This is a genomic window from Spinactinospora alkalitolerans, assembly GCF_013408795.1.
GTDB classification, from domain to species: domain Bacteria; phylum Actinomycetota; class Actinomycetes; order Streptosporangiales; family Streptosporangiaceae; genus Spinactinospora; species Spinactinospora alkalitolerans.
Map to the genome: position 1 here is coordinate 2,177,371 of NZ_JACCCC010000001.1, position 17,773 is coordinate 2,195,143.

At 73.7% G+C, this 17,773-nt stretch carries 17 protein-coding genes; 11 read left to right on the forward strand and 6 right to left on the reverse strand.

Annotated features, from left to right (window positions below):
* Window positions 1-102: 102 nt before the first annotated feature.
* Window positions 103-666, forward strand: coding sequence for a Uma2 family endonuclease (locus HDA32_RS09655; RefSeq protein ID WP_246334281.1), 564 nt, complete (start codon window positions 103-105; stop codon window positions 664-666).
* A gap of 48 nt (window positions 667-714) precedes the next feature.
* Here the strand turns inward: HDA32_RS09655 and HDA32_RS09660 are convergent, their stop codons facing one another.
* Genes HDA32_RS09660 through HDA32_RS09670 form a run of 3 tightly spaced genes read right to left on the reverse strand, consistent with a single transcriptional unit; the run spans window position 715 to window position 4,798 of the window.
* Window positions 715-2,592 (reverse strand): helix-turn-helix domain-containing protein, encoded by a 1,878-nt coding sequence (locus HDA32_RS09660; protein WP_179642867.1) that lies wholly within the window; start codon window positions 2,590-2,592, stop codon window positions 715-717.
* Between the two features lie 27 nt (window positions 2,593-2,619).
* Window positions 2,620-3,948: an MFS transporter gene (locus HDA32_RS09665; RefSeq protein ID WP_179642868.1), complete on the reverse strand. Its 1,329-nt coding sequence runs from the start codon at window positions 3,946-3,948 to the stop codon at window positions 2,620-2,622.
* A gap of 58 nt (window positions 3,949-4,006) precedes the next feature.
* The gene (locus HDA32_RS09670) at window positions 4,007-4,798 is read right to left on the reverse strand and encodes a 3-hydroxybutyrate dehydrogenase (protein WP_179642869.1); all 792 of its coding nucleotides are present in this window, start codon (window positions 4,796-4,798) and stop codon (window positions 4,007-4,009) included.
* A gap of 259 nt (window positions 4,799-5,057) precedes the next feature.
* Here HDA32_RS09670 and HDA32_RS09675 point away from each other — a divergent pair, with 259 nt between their 5' ends.
* Together HDA32_RS09675 and HDA32_RS09680 are read left to right on the forward strand one after the other, a co-directional pair.
* Entirely contained in the window at window positions 5,058-6,128 is a 1,071-nt protein-coding gene (locus HDA32_RS09675; protein ID WP_312863110.1) for a permease, read from the forward strand.
* Window positions 6,125-6,874 carry a TIGR03943 family putative permease subunit gene (locus HDA32_RS09680; protein ID WP_179642871.1) on the forward strand — a complete coding sequence of 250 codons (750 nt, stop codon included), beginning with the start codon at window positions 6,125-6,127 and terminating at the stop codon, window positions 6,872-6,874. Before HDA32_RS09675 ends, HDA32_RS09680 begins: the two co-directional genes overlap by 4 nt.
* 17 nt (window positions 6,875-6,891) lie before the next feature.
* On the opposite strand, the gene HDA32_RS09685 is transcribed toward HDA32_RS09680, so the two are convergent.
* Complete coding sequence (locus HDA32_RS09685) at window positions 6,892-7,305, reverse strand: SSI family serine proteinase inhibitor (RefSeq protein WP_179642872.1); 414 nt, start codon at window positions 7,303-7,305, stop codon at window positions 6,892-6,894.
* A 193-nt stretch (window positions 7,306-7,498) separates the two neighbouring features.
* Here HDA32_RS09685 and HDA32_RS09690 point away from each other — a divergent pair, with 193 nt between their 5' ends.
* Complete coding sequence (locus HDA32_RS09690; RefSeq protein ID WP_179642873.1) at window positions 7,499-8,683, forward strand: CobW family GTP-binding protein; 1,185 nt, start codon at window positions 7,499-7,501, stop codon at window positions 8,681-8,683.
* Between the two features lie 431 nt (window positions 8,684-9,114).
* Here the strand turns inward: HDA32_RS09690 and rpsN are convergent, their stop codons facing one another.
* Window positions 9,115-9,420: a 30S ribosomal protein S14 gene (gene rpsN / locus HDA32_RS09695; RefSeq protein WP_179642874.1), complete on the reverse strand. Its 306-nt coding sequence runs from the start codon at window positions 9,418-9,420 to the stop codon at window positions 9,115-9,117.
* Between the two features lie 4 nt (window positions 9,421-9,424).
* Window positions 9,425-9,661, reverse strand: a complete 237-nt coding sequence (gene rpmB / locus HDA32_RS09700) for a 50S ribosomal protein L28 (protein ID WP_179642875.1) — start codon at window positions 9,659-9,661, stop codon at window positions 9,425-9,427.
* A gap of 343 nt (window positions 9,662-10,004) precedes the next feature.
* Here rpmB and HDA32_RS09705 point away from each other — a divergent pair, with 343 nt between their 5' ends.
* The 7 genes from HDA32_RS09705 to HDA32_RS09735 all read left to right on the forward strand — a co-directional run bounded on the left by HDA32_RS09705 (window position 10,005) and on the right by HDA32_RS09735 (window position 17,761).
* Window positions 10,005-10,790 carry a 2,3-dihydro-2,3-dihydroxybenzoate dehydrogenase gene (locus tag HDA32_RS09705; RefSeq protein WP_179642876.1) on the forward strand — a complete coding sequence of 262 codons (786 nt, stop codon included), beginning with the start codon at window positions 10,005-10,007 and terminating at the stop codon, window positions 10,788-10,790.
* A 129-nt stretch (window positions 10,791-10,919) separates the two neighbouring features.
* A complete protein-coding gene (locus tag HDA32_RS09710) occupies window positions 10,920-12,086 on the forward strand; it encodes an isochorismate synthase (protein ID WP_179642877.1) in 1,167 nt (388 codons plus the stop codon).
* 50 nt (window positions 12,087-12,136) lie between these two features.
* A complete protein-coding gene (locus tag HDA32_RS09715; RefSeq protein ID WP_179642878.1) occupies window positions 12,137-13,786 on the forward strand; it encodes a (2,3-dihydroxybenzoyl)adenylate synthase in 1,650 nt (549 codons plus the stop codon).
* A gap of 43 nt (window positions 13,787-13,829) precedes the next feature.
* Window positions 13,830-14,516 (forward strand): isochorismatase family protein, encoded by a 687-nt coding sequence (locus HDA32_RS09720; protein ID WP_179642879.1) that lies wholly within the window; start codon window positions 13,830-13,832, stop codon window positions 14,514-14,516.
* Window positions 14,517-14,540: 24 nt separating this feature from the next.
* Entirely contained in the window at window positions 14,541-15,878 is a 1,338-nt protein-coding gene (locus HDA32_RS09725; RefSeq protein ID WP_179642880.1) for a lysine N(6)-hydroxylase/L-ornithine N(5)-oxygenase family protein, read from the forward strand.
* Between the two features lie 51 nt (window positions 15,879-15,929).
* Entirely contained in the window at window positions 15,930-16,202 is a 273-nt protein-coding gene (locus tag HDA32_RS09730) for a phosphopantetheine-binding protein (RefSeq protein ID WP_179642881.1), read from the forward strand.
* Between the two features lie 71 nt (window positions 16,203-16,273).
* Entirely contained in the window at window positions 16,274-17,761 is a 1,488-nt protein-coding gene (locus HDA32_RS09735; RefSeq protein ID WP_179642882.1) for a tryptophan 7-halogenase, read from the forward strand.
* Window positions 17,762-17,773: the final 12 nt, after the last annotated feature.

Genomic DNA, 17,773 nt, shown 5'->3' on the forward strand with positions numbered 1-17,773 from the left:
CCCGCGCGGGTATAAGTGGCGGGGACGCGGATTTTCCTGTGGATTACCGGGTGTGACCGTGAGAGGACTCCTGCGATGAGGAACCGGAGAAAGGAGCCGATCATGGCCATGCCCGTGATGGTCGAGCCCGATGAGTTCACCGCTCTGGAACTCGCGGCAGACCAGGTGGAAGTGCCCCAAGGCTACCGGGTCGAGATCATCGAGGGGAAAATCCTGGTGTCCGCTTCACCCGCCGGAATCCACGCGCTGCTCGTCCGCCAGGTGAGGTTGCAACTGGAACGGATACTGCCCTCGGGCATGGTCACCGCCGAGAACGTCACCGTAGCCCTGCCGGTCACCTCGCAGCGCTACATTCCCGACCTGGTGGTCTGTCCCGAGGAACTTCTGGACACGGAGGAGTGGACGTTTCCGGCCAATGAGGTGCTGCTGGCCCTGGAGGTCACCTCGCGCTGGAACGCCGACATCGACCGGGAGGTCAAGCCCATGGGGTACGCCTTCGACGACGTCGGGCACTACCTGCTCGTCGATCGCGGGAACCGGTCGGTCACCCTCTTCAGCGAGCCGGAGAAGGACGCCTACCGCCGCCGGATGACCGTACCGTTCGGGGAGGCGCTGCCGCTTCCCGACCCGTTCGACGCCGCGCTCGACACCGCCGGGTTCAAGTAGGTCACGGCCGTCTACGGCCGTCTGTCGGCTGCGCGCCCTGACGGGCGGTCAGTCCGTCAACGCGCGCAGCCGCAGGGCCAGTTGGACCTCCAGTTCGCGTTCGGGTTCGCTCCAGTCGGGGCCGAGCAGGTCGGTGACCCGCTCCAGCCGCTGGGCCACCGTGTTGACGTGGACGTGCAGCGCCTTGGCCGTCCGGTTCAGGCTGCGGCCCCGCGCGAAGTAGCTCTCCAGGGTGCGCCGCAGCTCGGTGCCGCGCCGCGCGTCGTAGTCCAGCACCGGGCCGAGCGTCGCCCGCACGTAGCCGCCGAGGTCGCCGCGGTCGCCCAGCAGCATGCCGGCGAAGCCCAGGTCGGCCATCGCCGCCCCGCGCTCGGTGAGGCCGAGCGCGCGCATCGCCCGCAGGCACCGCTCGGCCTCGGCGTGCGCGTCGGGGATCTGGGCCGGGCCGGTCGCCGGTCCGGCCCCGGCCACCGTGACCGGCGCCCCGGTGGCCTTGGACAGTTCGGCCGCGGTGCTGCGGGCCGCGGCGGCGGGGGAGGCGCCGGGCAGCAGCAGCACCACGTGGTCGCCGTTGCGCCCGCTGATGCCGCCGGAGCGCGCGACCACGCCGCGGGCGCGCTCGGCCAGGCCGCGCCGGGTCTCCGGCGCCCACGCCAGCAGCACCGCGCACGGACCGGCGAGGTCGGCGCCGAGCCGCCGGGCCCGAGCGGCCAGGGCCGCCGGATCGCGCCCCGAGCCGGCCAGCAGTTCGCCGATGAGCTCGCCGCGCAGCCGGTCCTCGGCCTCGGTCGCCGACCTGCGCAGCAGCAACAGCAGCGCGGTGACCACCCCGGCGCGCTCGAACAGCCTGCGGTCGGCCTCGTCCAGGTCCGGCCGACCGGTGAGGACCAGGCCGCCCAGCGGCTCGGAGCCGGCCATCACCGCGCACACCCACGTCCCCTCGTGCGCGACCGCCCTGCGGCGCGTGCGCGAGACCGCGACCGCCTCGGCCAGGCCGTCCCGGGGCGCCGTTCCCACCTGGGCGAGCACCTCGGCGTCGGCGCCGGTCACGGTGATGCCGCCGCCGAGGACCGCGCCGACGGCCGTCGCCACCTCCGTCAGGTCGGCGCCGCGCAGCACGAGGTCGGTGAGCCGGTCGTGCGCCTCCTCGGCGCGCTGGATCGCGGCGTTGCGCGCGCGCAGGCCGGCGTGCGCGGTGTTGCGTTCGGCCAGCGCCGCGCGGGTCTCGGCCAGCAGCTTCGTGCCGTCGATCGCGATCGCGGCGTGCGCGGCCAGCGAGCACAGCAGCGCCACCTCGTCGGGGGTGAACGTCCGGGCCGCCCGGTCGGCGGCGAACAGCACGCCGATCACCCGGTCGCCCAGCAGCAGCGGCACGCCGAGGATGGCCACGAGCCCCTCGTCGCCCACCCCGTGGTCGATCGCGCCGGTGTGGGCGAAGCGCGGGTCGCTGAGGTAGTCGGCGCTGGCGTAGGGTTCGGCGGTCTCGGCCACCAGCCCGCCCAGGCCCTCCCCGTAGCCCAGGCGCAGCCGCTGGAACCGCGGGGAGATCGAACCGTCGGTGACCCGCATGTAGGTGTCGCCGCGCTCCTCGTCGTCCAGCGTCATGTATGCGGTGTCGGTGCCCAGCAGCCGGCGGGCGCGCCGCACGATCGCGCGCAGCACCGTGTCGAGGTCGCGCGAGGCCGCGAGGTCCCCCGACGTCTCGAACAGGGCGGTCAGTTGGGCCTCGCGCCGCCGGTGCTGGGCCAGCGAGCCGTGGATGCGCAGGGCGACGCTGGTCGCGGCCTCGACCTCGGCGATGTCGGCCGGCGGCGCGTCGGCGGCGCGCAGGGACGCGGCCGGCTCCTCGAACGCCTCCACCGGGGCGTTCCCGGCGAGTAGATCGAGGAGCCGGCGCATGGCGGCGGGTGCGTTGGAAGGGCTCATGCCGCCGATGTTCGCACTTGTCCGCACTCAGCGGCCGGCCGCGGACGACCGCGCGCCCACCGCCGCGAGGTCCTGGCCTCGGGTCTCGCGCGAGGACCACACGGCGATCAGGGTCAGCACCGACGCCGCGGCGACGTAGCCGGAGATCGGGAGGCTGGAGCCGAAGGCCGCCAGCAGTGCGGTCGCGATGAGCGGCGCGATCCCGCCCGCGGCGATGGAGGCCAGTTGGTAGCCGATGGAGGCGCCGGAGTAGCGCATCCGGGTGCCGAACAGCTCGGAGAAGTAGGCGGCCTGCGGCCCGTACATGGCCCCGTGCAGGACCAGCCCGACCGTCGCGGCCAGCGTCACCGCACCGAAGGAGCCGATGTCGATCAGCGGGAAGAACGCGAAGCTCCACGCGCCGACGCCCGCGGCACCCAGCGCGACGACCGGCCGGCGGCCCAGCCGGTCCGACAGCGCGCCCCACAGCGGGATCGCCACCAGGTGGACGGCCGAGGCGATCAGCACGGCGTTGAGCACCGGGCCGTTGCCCAGGTCGGTGGTCTGCGTCGCGTAGACCAGGATGAAGGCGGTGATCACGTAGTAGGAGATGTTCTCGGCCATGCGCACGCCCATGGCGACGAGCACCTCGCGCCAGTGGTGCCGCAGCACGTCCAGGATCGGCGCGCGCTCGGCCGACCCGGTGGTCCTGGCGCGGGCCGCGGCCTCCTGGAAGACCGGCGATTCGCTCACCGCCAGCCGGATCCACAGCCCGATCAGCACCAGGACGCCGGACAGCAGGAACGGGACGCGCCAGCCCCAGTCGAGGAACACCGCGTCGGGCATCACCACGGCGAGGACCGCCAGCACCGCGGTGGCCAGCAGGTTGCCGCACGGGACGCCGGCCTGCGGCCAGGACGCCCAGAATCCGCGGTTGCGCTCGTCGCCGTGCTCGGAGACCAGCAGCACCGCCCCGCCCCACTCGCCGCCCAGCGCGAAGCCCTGGACCACCCGCAGCAGGGTCAGCAGCAGCGGGGCCGCGACGCCGATCGCGGCGTAGGTGGGCAGCAGCCCGATCGCGAACGTCGCACCGCCCATCATCAGCAGGCTGATCACCAGCAGCCGCTTGCGCCCGATGCGGTCGCCGTAGTGGCCGAAGACCAGCCCGCCCAGCGGGCGCGCCACGAACCCGACCGCATACGTCGTGAAGGCGAGCAGGGTTCCGATCAGCGGTTCGGACTCGGGGAAGAACACGGCGTTGAAGACGAGGGCCGCGGCGGAGCCGTAGAGGAAGAAGTCGTACCACTCGATCGTCGTGCCGATCAGGCTGGCCACGACGACCCTGCCGAAGGGGGTGCGGTGGTCGGATCGCGACATCGTGTTCACCACTTTGCGGGTCGGAGTGAAAGGGGGATGCGGGCCGGGCGGTCGCGGCTCAGGTGGCCGTCCAGCCGCCGTCCAGGGAGATCGAGGCGCCGGTGAGGTACCCGGTGTGCGGGGTGCACAGCCAGGCGACCGCCTCGGCGACCTCCTCGGGCTCCGCGAGGCGCTTGATCGGCGAGCGCCGCAGCAGGACGCTCTCGGTGACCTCGCCCTCGGCGATGCCGTGCACGTCGGCCTGGTCGGTGATCTGCCGTTCCACCAGGGGCGTGCGGACGTAGCCGGGGCACAGGCAGTTGCTGGTCACGCCGTGCGGCGCGGCCTCGGCGGCGACCACCTTGCTCAGCCCTTCGAGCGCGTGCTTGGCCGAGACGTAGGCCGCCTTGTAGGGGCTGGCGCGCAGCCCGTGCACCGAGGAGATGTTGACGACGCGCCCCCACCCCGAGGCGTACATGTGCGGCAGCGCGCGCCGCAGCAGCAGGAACGGGGCGTGCACCATGAGCGCGTGCATCCGGCGGAACCGCTCCGGCGGGAACGCCTCCACCGGTGCGACGTGCTGCACGCCGGCGTTGTTGACGAGCACGTCGATCGCGTCGGGCAGGGCCGCGACGGCCGCCTCGTCGGTCAGGTCGGCCACGTGGGCCGTGCCGCCGGCCGCGTCGGCGGCCTCCTTCACGGCCTCGGCGTCGATGTCGGCGAGGTGGACCCGGGCACCGGCCTCGGCGAGGCGCAGCGCGCACGCCCGCCCGATTCCGCTGCCCGCACCCGTCACGAGGACCGCGCGGCCGCGCAGGTCGAGGCGCACCGATTCCGCCGGCGGGCCGGATTGGCTGCTAGGGGCTTCCATGCCCGGCACGCTAGACGTCCGGTGTGATCTGTCCCATATCTCCGCCTCACACAGGGAGGCGGAGTTCCATGTGGGACGCACACATCTCCGGGCCCGGGACCTGCGGCGCAGTCCACGCCGACCAGGGGGATCGGCGCGGGAGGACGCGACCCGATTCCGACGCGCCGACGCCGATGCCGCGCTCCGTGCCGAAAATGAAAACGGTCGTCGGTTACGATGCCACCGACCCCCGGAAACCGAATCCGAACGAGGACGTACCGTGCCGGACAGTTCTTCGGGCTCCTCGGTCCCGTCACTCTCCCTGGGCGACTCCCTCGCACACGGATGGGACGGGGACGACGACGGGCTCCCACCCTCTGAATGGGGGCGGCCGCGCGGGCCCCGACGCACCGCGACCGTCTGGGTGTTCGCGCTGTTCATCGCCCTGCTCGCAGTGGGCAACACCTGGCTGTCGGACCGGCTGGACGGCGAGGCGTTCCTCGCCTGGGCGACCATCTTCACCGCGATCAGCCTGCAGGCGCTGCCGTTCCTGGTGTTCGGCGTCGCGCTGTCGGCGGCGCTCACCGCGTTCGTGCCGGCGGCCTTCTGGCGGCGCGCCATCCCGCGCAGGTCCGTCTTCGCCGTTCCGGTCGCCGGCGCCGCCGGAGCGGTGCTGCCCGGCTGCGAGTGCGCCTCGGTCCCGGTCGCCGGAGGGCTGATCAAGCGGGGCGTGGCCCCGGCGGCCGCGCTCACCTTCCTGCTCGCCGCTCCGGCCATCAACCCCGTCGTCCTGGTGGCCACCGCCGTGGCCTTCCCCGGTCAGCCGGAGATGGTCGCGGCGCGCTTCGCCGCGTCGCTCGGCGCGGCGGTCGCCGTGGGGTGGCTGTGGGCGCGCTTCGGCAGGAGCGACTGGCTGCGCCCGCCCCGCCTGCACCACGACCCCGACGCCTCGAAGTGGCGCGTCTTCCGCGAGTCGATGCAGCACGACATCATGCACGCGGGCGGCTTCCTCGTCGTGGGCGGTCTCGCGGCGGCGACGCTCAACGTCGTGGTCCCGCGCGACTGGATCACCGCCGTCGCCGACCGGCCGGTGCTCTCGGTCCTGGTGCTGGCCCTGCTGGCGATCCTGCTGTCGATCTGCTCCGAGGCCGACGCCTTCGTCGCGGCCAGCCTCACCGCGTTCTCGCCGACGGCCAAGCTGGCCTTCCTCGTGGTCGGCCCCATGATCGACCTCAAGCTGATCGCGCTGCAGGCCGGCACGTTCGGCTGGGCCTTCGTGCGCCGCTTCGTACCGCTGACGCTGGTACTGACCCTCCTGTTCAGCTTCGCGATCGGATGGTGGCTGCTGTGAACCGGATCGCTCAGGGCCTGCTCATGGTGCTGCTCGGCGCGGCGGCGCTGAGCTGTACGCTCGCCTCCGACCTCTACCTCAACTACGTGCAGCCGGCGTTCCGCCCGTTCCTCGTCGGGGCCGGCGCGGTCCTGCTGGTGCTGGGTGTCATCGCCATCGTGGCCGACATGCGCGCCGCGGACGGCGGCGGACGGGAGCACGACGGGCACGGCGACGACGGGCACGGCCACGACCACGCGCGCGGGCCGGGCGTGGCCTGGCTGCTGCTGCTGCCGGTCGTCGCGGTGTTCGCCGTCGCCCCGCCCGCGCTGGGCGCCTACAGCGCCGCCACCGGCGCCGCCGCGGCGCCGCCCGCCGAGGCCGACGCCGCGGCCCTGGGCGACCTCGGTACCGAGGCCGCCGCCGGCGAGCCGGTGGAGATGGAGCTGCAGGAGTTCGTGATGCGCGCCTGGACCGACGAGGAGCGGGCCATGGCGGGGCGCGAGATCGAGCTGACCGGGTTCGCCGTGCCCAACCCCGAGGGGGAGGGCTGGTACCTGGCGCGGCTGCAGATGGCCTGCTGCGCCGCCGACGCCATCGTCAACCGGGTGCTGATCACCGACGAGCCGGAGCCGGACAAGGACAGTTGGTGGACGGTCCGGGGCACCTGGGTGGAGCCCGAGGGTGACCTCCAGGCCGTCCGCGACCACCGGATCGAGGTCGAGACGATGTCGGAGGTCGCCGACCCCCCGGACCCCTACGAGTAGACCTCGGCGCGGGCGGCTCAGAAGTCGAAGATCCCGGCGGTCCGCCGGGCGGCGGTGCAGGAGTTGGCGAACTCCTCCTCGTAGTCGACCTCCGACCCGCGCCAGTGGCCCGTGGCCGCGACGGTGACCGGGGCGTACTCCAGCGTGCACGCGCCGGGGTCGGTGGCGAGCCGGTCGAAGTCGCCGCCGGCCTCCTCAAGGGCGGCGCACGCCTCCTCGGCTCTGGGGTGGCCGCCGCCGGCGGGGCCGCACTCCAACCCGACGTAGCGCTGACTGGACGCCTGCTGCTGCCCGTTGTCGCTGCGCTGGGTGATGGTCAGGTCCAGCCGGGACTCCGGGGCCTGCGCGGCGCTCGCCGCGGGGGCGGTGAGGACGGCCGCGAGGCCGGTGGCCGCGGCCAGGACTGCTGCAACGGTGTGTCGGTTTCGCACGGTGCTGTCTCCAGTGTCGTCTTGACTCCCATCCGATCGATGGGCACTGAGAATGATTAAATCGTGACTCACAGTCACGGTGCGGGTCTTTCGGGGAGCCGGGCGGGTTTCACCGAGTCGGTGAGCGGGTGGAGGCGTGCGTCTTGTAAGGTAATGATAATCATTTTCAATCATGAGAAGCGGAGGTGTCCTGATGACACGGCCCGGGACCGCGCGCGTGCTGATCGTCGCCGGACTGCACGGCGACGCCCGCGCGCACGCGGTCGACCAGATCCTGCTGGCGCTGCCCGGCGCCGTCGCCGTGCACCACGACCTCACCGAGATCGGGCGCGGCGTCGTGCACCGGGTGCTGCGCGACCGCTGGGGCGAGCGCGACCGGAGCCGGATCGACCTGGTGCACGCGTGCGTCTCCTGCACGCTGCGGGAGGATCTGGCGCCCCTGCTGGTCGACCTGGCCGAGCGGGGCGAGGACCGGCTTCACGTGGTGGAGGCGTGGGACGGGGTGGAGCCGCGCGCGATCGCCGAGGCGGTGACCGAGACCGTGGTCAACGGCCGCCCCGTCACCCGCTGGCTGCACCTGGGGGCCGTGCTCACCGCGGTGGACGCCGACCGGCTGGTCGCAGACCTGGGCACCGGCGACGACATGGCCGACCGCGGCCTGGACATCGCCTCCGAGGACGACCGCACCGTCGCCGAGGTGCTGGCCCGCCAGATCGAGTACCCGACGGCGCTGACGGTCCACGGGGGCCTGCGGGATCCGGGTGCGGTCGGGCGCTGCGCCGCGGTGCTCGGCCAGCTCAATCCCGCGGCGGTCATCCTGCCCCCGGAACGCGCCCGGCTCGCCGCCCTGGCCGAGGGATCCTTCGACACCGCAGCGGCGGCCGCGCGGGTGGACCCCACCAGCGCCCAGCCGCCGGACTCGTGCGAGGCGGGGGAGGTGCGCACGCTCACCTGGCGGCGGTCCCGCCCGATGCACCCGGGGCGGCTGCACGCGGCCCTCGACGACGTGGTCGGCACCTGCCTGCGTAGCCGCGGCCGGTTCTGGCTGGCCAGCCGCCCCGACACGATGCTGGTCTGGGACGCGGCCGGCGGGTCGCTGGCGATGGAGCCAGCCGGCCCCTGGCTGGCCTCCCTGCCCGACGCCGCCTGGGAGCTGGTCTCCGAGCACCGGCGCACGGCCGCCCAGCTCGACTGGCACCCCGTCGCGGGCGACCGCTGCCAGTGCCTGTCCTTCACCGGGGTCGGGCTCGACGTCGAGCGCCTGGCGGCGGTGCTCGACTCCTGCCTGCTCACCGAGGCCGAACTGGCGGAGACCCGGGAGTGGAACCGGGCCGACGACCCGTTCGCCGAGGTGCTCGACCTGGACACGGCGTCCTGACCGGTCCGCGCCGAAGAAGGCGGACCAGGTCTGCTGTGCGGCCGTGCGGCGGGTGATCTCGACCTTGAGTTGTGACCTCGACCATCGGGGGTCGTGAAGCCTCGGCCCAAGGAGGGATCCGCGGTGGTTGGGCGACGGTGCATGCCGTCCCCGGCCTCAGGGGGTCGAGGTGGAGGGGGCCCACCCGCGCGCCTGCTCCGTCCCGGGGCCGAGGTTGAAACCCAAGGTCGAGATCGGCGAGAGAATCACCGCAGAACGGACACCTTGTGCGCCTGTCCGGACCCGTCACCGCCCTCGCCGCTGCTTTTCCTTCGGGTCAGTGGTGGCCGACCGGCCGACAAGGCCGCACACGGACCCAGGTCGCTGCCTTAGCGGGGCCGGGGAGTGCTGCTCCCCGGCCCCGCCGCCGGTTCGCGGGTCGTCGTCGGCCGCTACCAGCTCGACTTGGTGACGCCGGGCAGCTCGCCGCGGTGGGCCATTTTCCGGAACCGGATCCGGGACAGGCCGAACCTGCGCAGATGGCCCCGGGGGCGGCCGTCGACGGAGTCGCGGTTGCGCAGCCGGGTGGCACTGGCGTCGCGCGGCTGCCGGTTCAGCTCGGCCACGGCGGCGGCCCGGCTCTCGGGATCGGTGCCGGGGTGGCCGATGACGCGCTTGAGTTCGGCGCGGCGCTCGGCGTACCGGGCCACGACGCGGGCGCGCTGCTCGTTGCGGACGATCTTGCTCTTCTTCGCCACGGCCTCAGACCCTTTCCCCGCGGGCGCGGATGTCGGCGACGGCCCGCTCGATGCCGCGCCGGTCGATCACCTTCATCCCCTTGGTGCTCACGCGCAGCCGGACGTGCCGGTTCTCGCCGGGCAGCCAGTAGCGCCTGGACTGGATGTTGGGGTCGAACCGGCGCCTGGTGCGCCGATGGGAGTGCGAGACGCGGTTGCCGAAGGCGGGCGCCTTGCCCGTCACCTGGCAGGTCCGGGACATATGGGTCTCCTGTCCTCGATGTGGGGATCCGGATCAGGGGCCATCTTACCTAAAACGATAACCGTTTTCATTTTCTCCTCGAGGCCGCCGCCCCGAGGGCTTCGCCGAGTCGTCGAGGGGTGTCCCGACGTGATTTTGCGAATGCCGTCTGACCTGGTCCTTTGTCGCCTTTTGGGCGGAATGTCGGGATCTCGCGGGTTGACACGATGCGCACCGTCGTTCAAGACTGGCGGACAGTTGCTTAGGTAAGCGTTACCTTAGTGAGGTTTGCTTCGCCTTTGTCGTGCGCGCGTGGCCGAACGCGGTCCCGTCGCGCTCCACAACGGTGGTGAGGGGGAGAGACGTGGGCCAGAGCGGGATCGAGGGATCGATCGCCGTGGTCACCGGCGCCGGCCAGGGGATCGGGCGCGCCGTGGCGCATGCGCTGGCGGCCGAGGGCGCCGTGATCGCCGCCGTGGACCGCGATCCCGACCGGGCGCGGGCCGCGGCGGCCGAGCTGGAGCAGGCCGGGCGCAAAGCGCTGGGCCTCGTCGCCGACGTGGCCGAGGCCGCTGAGGTGGAGCGCCTCTTCGACGGCGTCGAACGGGACCTGGGTCCGGTCTCGCTGGCCGTCAACGTCGCGGGCGTGCTGCGCACCGGAGCGGTCACCGACTGCTCCGACGCTGACTGGGCCGAGCTCTTCGCGGTCAACGCCACCGGCGTCTTCCACGTCTCCCGCGCCGCCGCCCGCCGCATGCGGCCGCGGGGCGGCGGCTGCATCATCACCGTCGGCTCCAACGCCTCGGGCGTGCCGCGCGCCGACATGGCGGCCTACGGCGCGTCCAAGGCCGCCGCGACCCTGTTCACCAAGTCTCTGGGCCTGGAGCTCGCGCCGCACGGCATCCGCTGCAACGTCGTCTCGCCCGGTTCCACCGACACCCCCATGCAGCGCTCGATGTGGAGCGGCGCCGACGGCGCGGCGCGCACCGTCGCCGGAGTACCGGAGCGCTACAGGGTGGGCATCCCGCTGGGCCGCATCGCCGACCCCGCCGACATCGCCGATGCGGTGTGCTTCCTGGCCTCCGACGCCGCCCGGCACATCACCATGCACGACCTCTACGTCGACGGGGGCGCGACCCTGCGCGCCTGACCCGGCCCCGGCCCGCCGGGCCGCTCCGGCCCTTTTCTCCACTGGACCTACCTGATCAGTGAGCCGCCGCGTCGGCGGGGACCCCGCCGCCCGCGCCCTCGCCCGCGCTCGTCACAGAAAGGCCGATCGGTGCCCCTCCAGCGCGTCGCTCCCGCAGCCACGGCGGCCGGCGACCTCCTCGACGCCTACCGTCCCGGCGCCTCCTTCTTCGCCTCCGCCTCCGGCGCGGTGCTGGGCCGGGGCGCCCTCGCCACCGCCGACCGGCTCGACGACGTCGCGGCCGTCCTGCGCGGCATCGACGGCCCCCGGCCGATCGCCATCGGCGCGGTGCCCTTCGACGCCGACGCACCGGCGCACCTCGTCGTGCCGGAGACGGTGCACCGGGCGCCGTCCCCGGCCGCCGCGCCGGCCGGCGGGCCGCGCCGCAGGCTGCCCGGCACCTGGGACGTCCGGCCGGTGCCCGAGCCCGCGGCGCACGTGCGCGGCGTGGAGCGCGCCCTCAAGCTGCTGGCCGACGCCGACGGCGCCCTGCGCAAGGTGGTGCTCGCCCGCTGCCTGCGGATCACCGGAAGCGAGCCGGTGGACCTCGCCCGGGTGCTGCGCAACCTCGCCTGGCGCGACCCGGCCGGGTTCACCTTCGCGATGAACCTGCCGCCGCGCGGGGAGGAACCGCGCACCCTGATCGGGGCCAGCCCCGAGCTGCTGGTCGCCAAGCGCGGCCGGACCGTCACCTCCAATCCGCTGGCCGGCTCCGTCCCGCGCAGCGCCGACCCGACCAAGGACCAGCAGCGCGCGGTCGCGTTGCTGACCTCGGCCAAGGACCGCTACGAGCACGCCGTGGTCGTCGAGGCGGTCGCCGAGGGGCTGCGTCCGTTCTGCCGCCGACTCGACGTGCCAGCCGAGCCCGAGCCGGCCGCGACCGCCACCATGTGGCACCTGTCCACCCGTATCACCGGCGAGCTGCGCACTCCGGCGCCGCCGGTCCCCGTGCTGGCCGCGGCGCTGCACCCCACGCCGGCGGTCTGCGGCACCCCGACCGCGCGGGCCCGCGCGGCGATCGGGGAGATCGAGCCGTTCGACCGCGGCTTCTACACCGGCGCCGTGGGCTACGCCGACGCCGACGGCGACGGGGAGTGGGTGGTCACCATCCGCTGCGCCGACGTCGCGGGCCGGACCCTCGACCTGTTCGCCGGCGGCGGCATCGTGCCCGAGTCCGACCCCGACGCAGAACTCGCCGAGACCTCGGCGAAGCTGCGCACCCTCCTGCTCGCCCTCGGCGTCAACCAGCCGCTCTAGCACCCGAGGCGTTCGATCCCACGGCACCCGACCCGGAAAGGCCCCACCCCATGCTCGCAGGATGCACGCCCTGGCCGGCGGAGGCCGCCGCGCGCTACCGCGCGGCCGGCCACTGGACCGGCGAGACCCTCGGCGCGTTCCTGCGCGAGCGCGCGCGCCGCTTCGCCGGGCGCACCGCCGTCGTCGCCGGTGACACCCGCTGGACCTACGCCGACCTGGACGGGCGCGCCGACGCCCTGGCCACCGGGCTGGCCGGACTGGGGATCGCGGCGGGCGACCGCGTGGTCGTGCAGCTCCCCAACGTCGCCGAGGTCATCGAGGTGGCGTTCGCGCTGTACCGGCTCGGCGCGCTGCCGGTGTACGCGCTGCCCGCGCACCGGCGCAGCGAGATCGAGTACCTGTGCGCGTTCACCGGGGCGGTCGCGCTGGTCGTCGCCGACGTGCACGCGGGTTTCGACCACCGCGCGATGGCCGCCGAGGTCCGGGGCGCCGTCGAGGGCCTGCGGCACGTGGTCGTCGCAGGCGACGCCGGCGACGCGGACGGCCGCACCGCGCTGGCCGACCTGCGCGCCGACCGCCCCGACCCCGCGGTCCTCGCCGACCCCGACCCGGGCGACGTGGCGTTCTTCCAGCTCTCCGGCGGCACCACCGGCCTGCCCAAGCTCATCCCGCGCACCCACGACGACTACCTGTACTCCGTGCGGGCCAGCGCCGACATCTGCGAGCTCGGTCCCGGAACCGTCTACCTCGGCGCGCTGCCCATCGTGCACAACTTCCCGATGAGCTCGCCCGGCTTCCTCGGGGTCCTGCACGCCGGGGGCGCCGTCGTGCTCGCCCCCGACCCCGGTCCCGGCACCTGCCTGCCCCTGATCGAGGCCGAGCGCGTCACCATCACCGCCGTCGTGCCGCCGGTGGCGCTGCTGTGGCTGGACGCCGTGGCCGGCGGCTCCCAGGCCCACCGGGACCTGTCCTCCCTTCGGGTGCTGCAGGTCGGCGGCGCCAAGTTCGGCGCCGAGGCCGCGCGCCGGGTGCGCCCCGTCCTCGGCTGCACCCTCCAGCAGGTCTTCGGCATGGCCGAGGGTCTGGTCAACTACACCCGGCTGGACGACCCCGAGGACGTCATCGTCACCACCCAGGGCCGGCCGATCAGCGCCGACGACGAGATCCGCGTGGTCGACGACGCCGACCGGCCGGTCGCCCCGGGCGAGACCGGGCACCTGCTGACCCGCGGTCCCTACACCATCCGCGGCTACTACGCCGCGCCCGAGCACAACGCCCGCGCGTTCACCCCCGACGGCTTCTACCGCACCGGCGACGTCGTCCGGCGCACCCCCGAGGGCGGCCTGGTCGTCGAGGGCCGCGCCAAGGACCAGATCAACCGGGGCGGCGAGAAGGTCGCGGCCGAGGAGATCGAGAACCACATCCTCGCCCACCCCGGGGTCCACGACGCCGCGGTCGTCGCGATGCCCGACGTCTTCCTCGGCGAGCGCACCTGCGCCTACGTGATCGCGCGCGGCACGGCGCCCGCGCGCTCGGAGCTGCTGGGCTTCCTGCGCGGCCGCGGCCTGGCCGGCTACAAGATCCCCGACCGGGTCGAGTTCGTGCCGGAGTTCCCCGCGACCGGCGTCGGCAAGGTCAGCAGGCGCGAGCTGAGACGGGCGATCACCGCCGAACTGGCCCGGCGCGCCGACACCTCCTGACCGCGGCAGCCGCCCGAGTCCCGACGCCGCTGATTGGAACCCCGTGACCGAGACCGCCCGCACCGCACTGCCCCAGATCCAGCCCTACCCGCTGCCCGGCCCCGAGGAGCTGCCGGCCAACCGGGCCCCCTGGCGGCCCGACCCCGCGCGGGCCGCGCTGCTCGTCCACGACATGCAGCGCTACTTCCTGCGCCCCTACCCGCCCGGTGAGCAGCCGCTCGCCGCGGCCCTGGCCAACATCGCCGCCCTGCGCGACGCCTGCCGGGCCGCCGGCGTGCCGGTCGTCTACACCGCCAAGCCCGGCGACATGGATCCCGGCCGACGCGGTCTGGAGCGCGACTTCTGGGGCGGCGGCATGCGGGCCGTCCCCGAGCACACCGGCATCACCGAGCATCTGGCGCCCGACGCCGAGGACGTGCTCATCACCAAGTGGCGCTACAGCGCCTTCGTCCAGACCGACCTCGCCGAACGGCTGCGCCGGCGGGGCCGCGACCAGATCCTCGTCACCGGCGTCTACGCCCACATCGGGTGCCTGCTCACCGCGGCCGACGCGTTCATGCGCGACATCCAGGCGTTCTTCGTGGCCGACGCCATGGCCGACTTCTCAGCCGAGGACCATCGCTTCGCCGTGCACTACGCCGCGCGGCGCTGCGCCGTCGTGCTGCCCGCGGCGCGGGCGGCGGACGCGCTGTCGGAGCCGTTCGCCGCGACCGTGCCGACCCGAGCCTGACCCACGCGACACGAAGGGAACACCGTGACCCCAACGCCAGCCTCCCCACAGGTCCACGACCTGGTGGGGATCGGATTCGGCCCGTCCAACGTGGCGCTGGCCGTCGCACTGCGCGAACAGCGCGAGCGCGCGGCCGCCGACCCCGCGGCCCCGGCGCTGAGCGGCGTCTTCCTCGAACGCCAGCCCGAGTTCGGCTGGCACCGCGGGATGCTGCTGGACGACGCGACCATGCAGGTGTCCTTCCTCAAGGACCTGGTCACCACCCGCGATCCCGCCAGCGACTTCAGCTTCCTGTCCTACCTGCACCAGGTGGGCCGGCTGCACGACTTCATCAACCACAAGACGCTGTTCCCGCTGCGCTCGGAGTTCCACGACTACCTCGCCTGGTGCGCGCAGCGGGTCGCCGACCAGGTCGGCTACCACCGCGAGGTGTTCGCGGTGGAACCGGTCCGCGACGGCGGGGGCCGGATCTCCCGCCTGGACGTGCTCTCCCGCGACCCGGCCGGGGCGGTGCGCCGCGACCGCGCGCGCAACGTGGTCTTCGCCCCGGGGCTGACCCCGCGCATGCCCGAGGGCGTCGAGGCCTCGGCGCGGGTCTGGCACAACGAGCACCTGCTGCACCGCCTCGCCGAACTCGGGCCCGACGCCCGCCCGGCCCGGTTCGTCGTGGTCGGGGCCGGCCAGAGCGCCGCCGAGGTCGCCGACCACCTCTACCAGCGCTTCCCCGGCGCCCGGGTCGACGCGGTGTTCGCGCGCTACGGCTACAGCCCCTCCGACGACAGCTCCTTCGCCAACCGGATCTTCGACCCCGAGGCCGTCGACACCTTCTTCGACGCGCCTCGGGAGGTCAAGGCCGAGATCATGGGCTACCACCGCAACACCAACTACTCCGTGGTCGACCCCGACCTCATCGACGCGCTGTACCGGCGGGTCTACCAGGACAAGGTGCGCGGCACCGAGCGGCTGCGGCTGCTCAACACCTCACGGGTGGCCGAGGTCGACGAGACCGGCTCCGGCGTCACCGTCACCGTCGAGCACCTGCCCAGCGGCAAGCACACCCCGATCGAGGCCGACTACGTGGTCTGCGCGACCGGCTACCACCCCAGCGACCCGCGCGGCCTGCTCGGCGAGGTCGCGCGGCACTGCCTCGCCGACGACGCGGGCCGCCCGATGGTGCAGCGCGACTACCGGCTGGCCACCACCGACGAGGTGACCTGCGGCATCTACCTGCAGGGCGGCACCGAGCACACGCACGGCATCTCCTCGTCGCTGCTGTCCAACGTCGCGGTGCGCGTCGGCGAGATCCTCGCCTCGATCGGCGCCCGCAGCACCGCGGTCGACGCGGTCCCCGCTCAGCGCTGAACCCGAACCGAAACCGGCCGAACCGAAAACCGAGCGGAAGGGAACCCCTCCATGTCCGAAACCCAGAAAGACGAGGCGGCGGCGGTGGCCGGAACCGCGGACGCCGGCCTGACCGCGGCCCGGCTGCACGCCGACGCCGCCCGCGTGCTCGGCGAGCGGCCCGAGGACATCGACACCGAGGAGAACCTGCTCGACCGGGGCATGGACTCCATCCGGCTGATGAGCCTGGTGGAGACCTGGCGCAAGGCCGGGGCCGAGACCGACTTCATCACCCTGGCCGAGGAGCCCACCGTGGCCGCCTGGACCCGGCTGCTGCTCGACTGAGCCCGCCCGCTGCGCCCCTCCCCTCCCGTCCCGCCCCCCATCGACCGCGCCCGGCGCGCTAGGAGCACCACGTGAGTGCAACCGAGGAATTCGATGTCATCGTCGTCGGCGGCGGCCCCGCCGGGTCCACCGCCGCCACCCTCGTCGCCCGGCAGGGGCACCGGGTGGCGCTGCTGGAGAAGGAGCGGTTCCCCCGCTACCAGATCGGCGAGTCGCTGCTGCCGGCCACGGTGCACGGGGTGTGCCGGCTGCTCGGCGTCACCGGCGAGCTGGAGGCCGCCGGGTTCATGGTCAAGCGCGGCGGCAGCTTCCGGTGGGGGACCAGCCCCGAGCCGTGGAACTTCCTGTTCGCGCTCTCGCCCGAGCTGTCCGGCCCGACCTCATACGCCTACCAGGTCGACCGGATGACCTTCGACGACATCCTGTTGAAGAACGCGGCCCGGCACGGAGTCGACGTGCGCGAGGAGACCCCGGTGCTGGAGGCGGTGCGCACCGGCGGGCGGGTCACCGGGGTGCGCTGCACCGGCCCATCGGGCGCGGTCGGGGAGCTGTCGGCCGCCCACGTCCTGGACGCCTCGGGCAACACCGGGCGGCTGCACGCCGCGGTGGGCGGCGAGCGGCACCACTCCGACTTCTTCCAGAACCTCGCGGTGTTCGGCTACTTCGAGGGCGGCGGGCGACTGCCCGCGCCCGACAGCGGCAACATCCTGTGCGCGGCCTTCGACGAGGGCTGGCTGTGGTACATCCCGCTCAGCGACACGCTGACCAGCGTCGGCGCCGTCCTCAACCGCGACCAGGCGGCCAGGATCCAGGCCGACCGGGAGCGGACGCTGATGGAATCGGTGGACGCGTGCGCGATCGTGCGCGACCTCCTGGCCGGCGCCACCCGGGTCACCGAGGGCACCTACGGCCGGATCCGGGTCCGCAAGGACTACTCCTACGCCAACTCCGCCTTCTGGGCCCCGGGCATCGCGCTGATCGGCGACGCGGCCTGCTTCATCGACCCGGTGTTCTCCACCGGCGTGCACCTGGCCACCTACGGCGGGCTGCTCGCGGCCCGCTCGGTCAACAGCGTCCTGGCCGGGGAGCTGACCGAGGAGCGCGCCTTCACCGAGTTCGAGGGCCGCTACCGACGCGAGTACGCCGTCTTCTGCGAATTCCTCTCGGCCTTCTACGACATGCAGGTCAACGAGGAGTCCTACTTCTGGAAGGCGCGCAAGGTCACCAATTTCGGCGCCGGCGACCTGGAGGCGTTCGCGACGCTGGTGGCCGGCGCCAACTCCGGGGAGAGGGCGCTGGTGGAGCCGGAGGCGCTGACGGAGCGGTTCACCGCCTCCTCGCGCGACCTGGCCGGCGCCGTCGAACGCACCGGCGCCGCGCGCACCGAGTCGGGGGAGCGGATGACCGAGCTCTTCCGCACGCCGGTCGTCGGCGAGGTCATGACCGAGATGAACCGGATCCAGCACCGCGGCGTGGTGGGGGAGTCCTCCGAGGCCCCTCTGCTGCCCGGCGGCCTGGTGCCCGCCGCCGACGGGCTGCGCTGGGCCGAACCGGCCTGACGCCGAACCGCC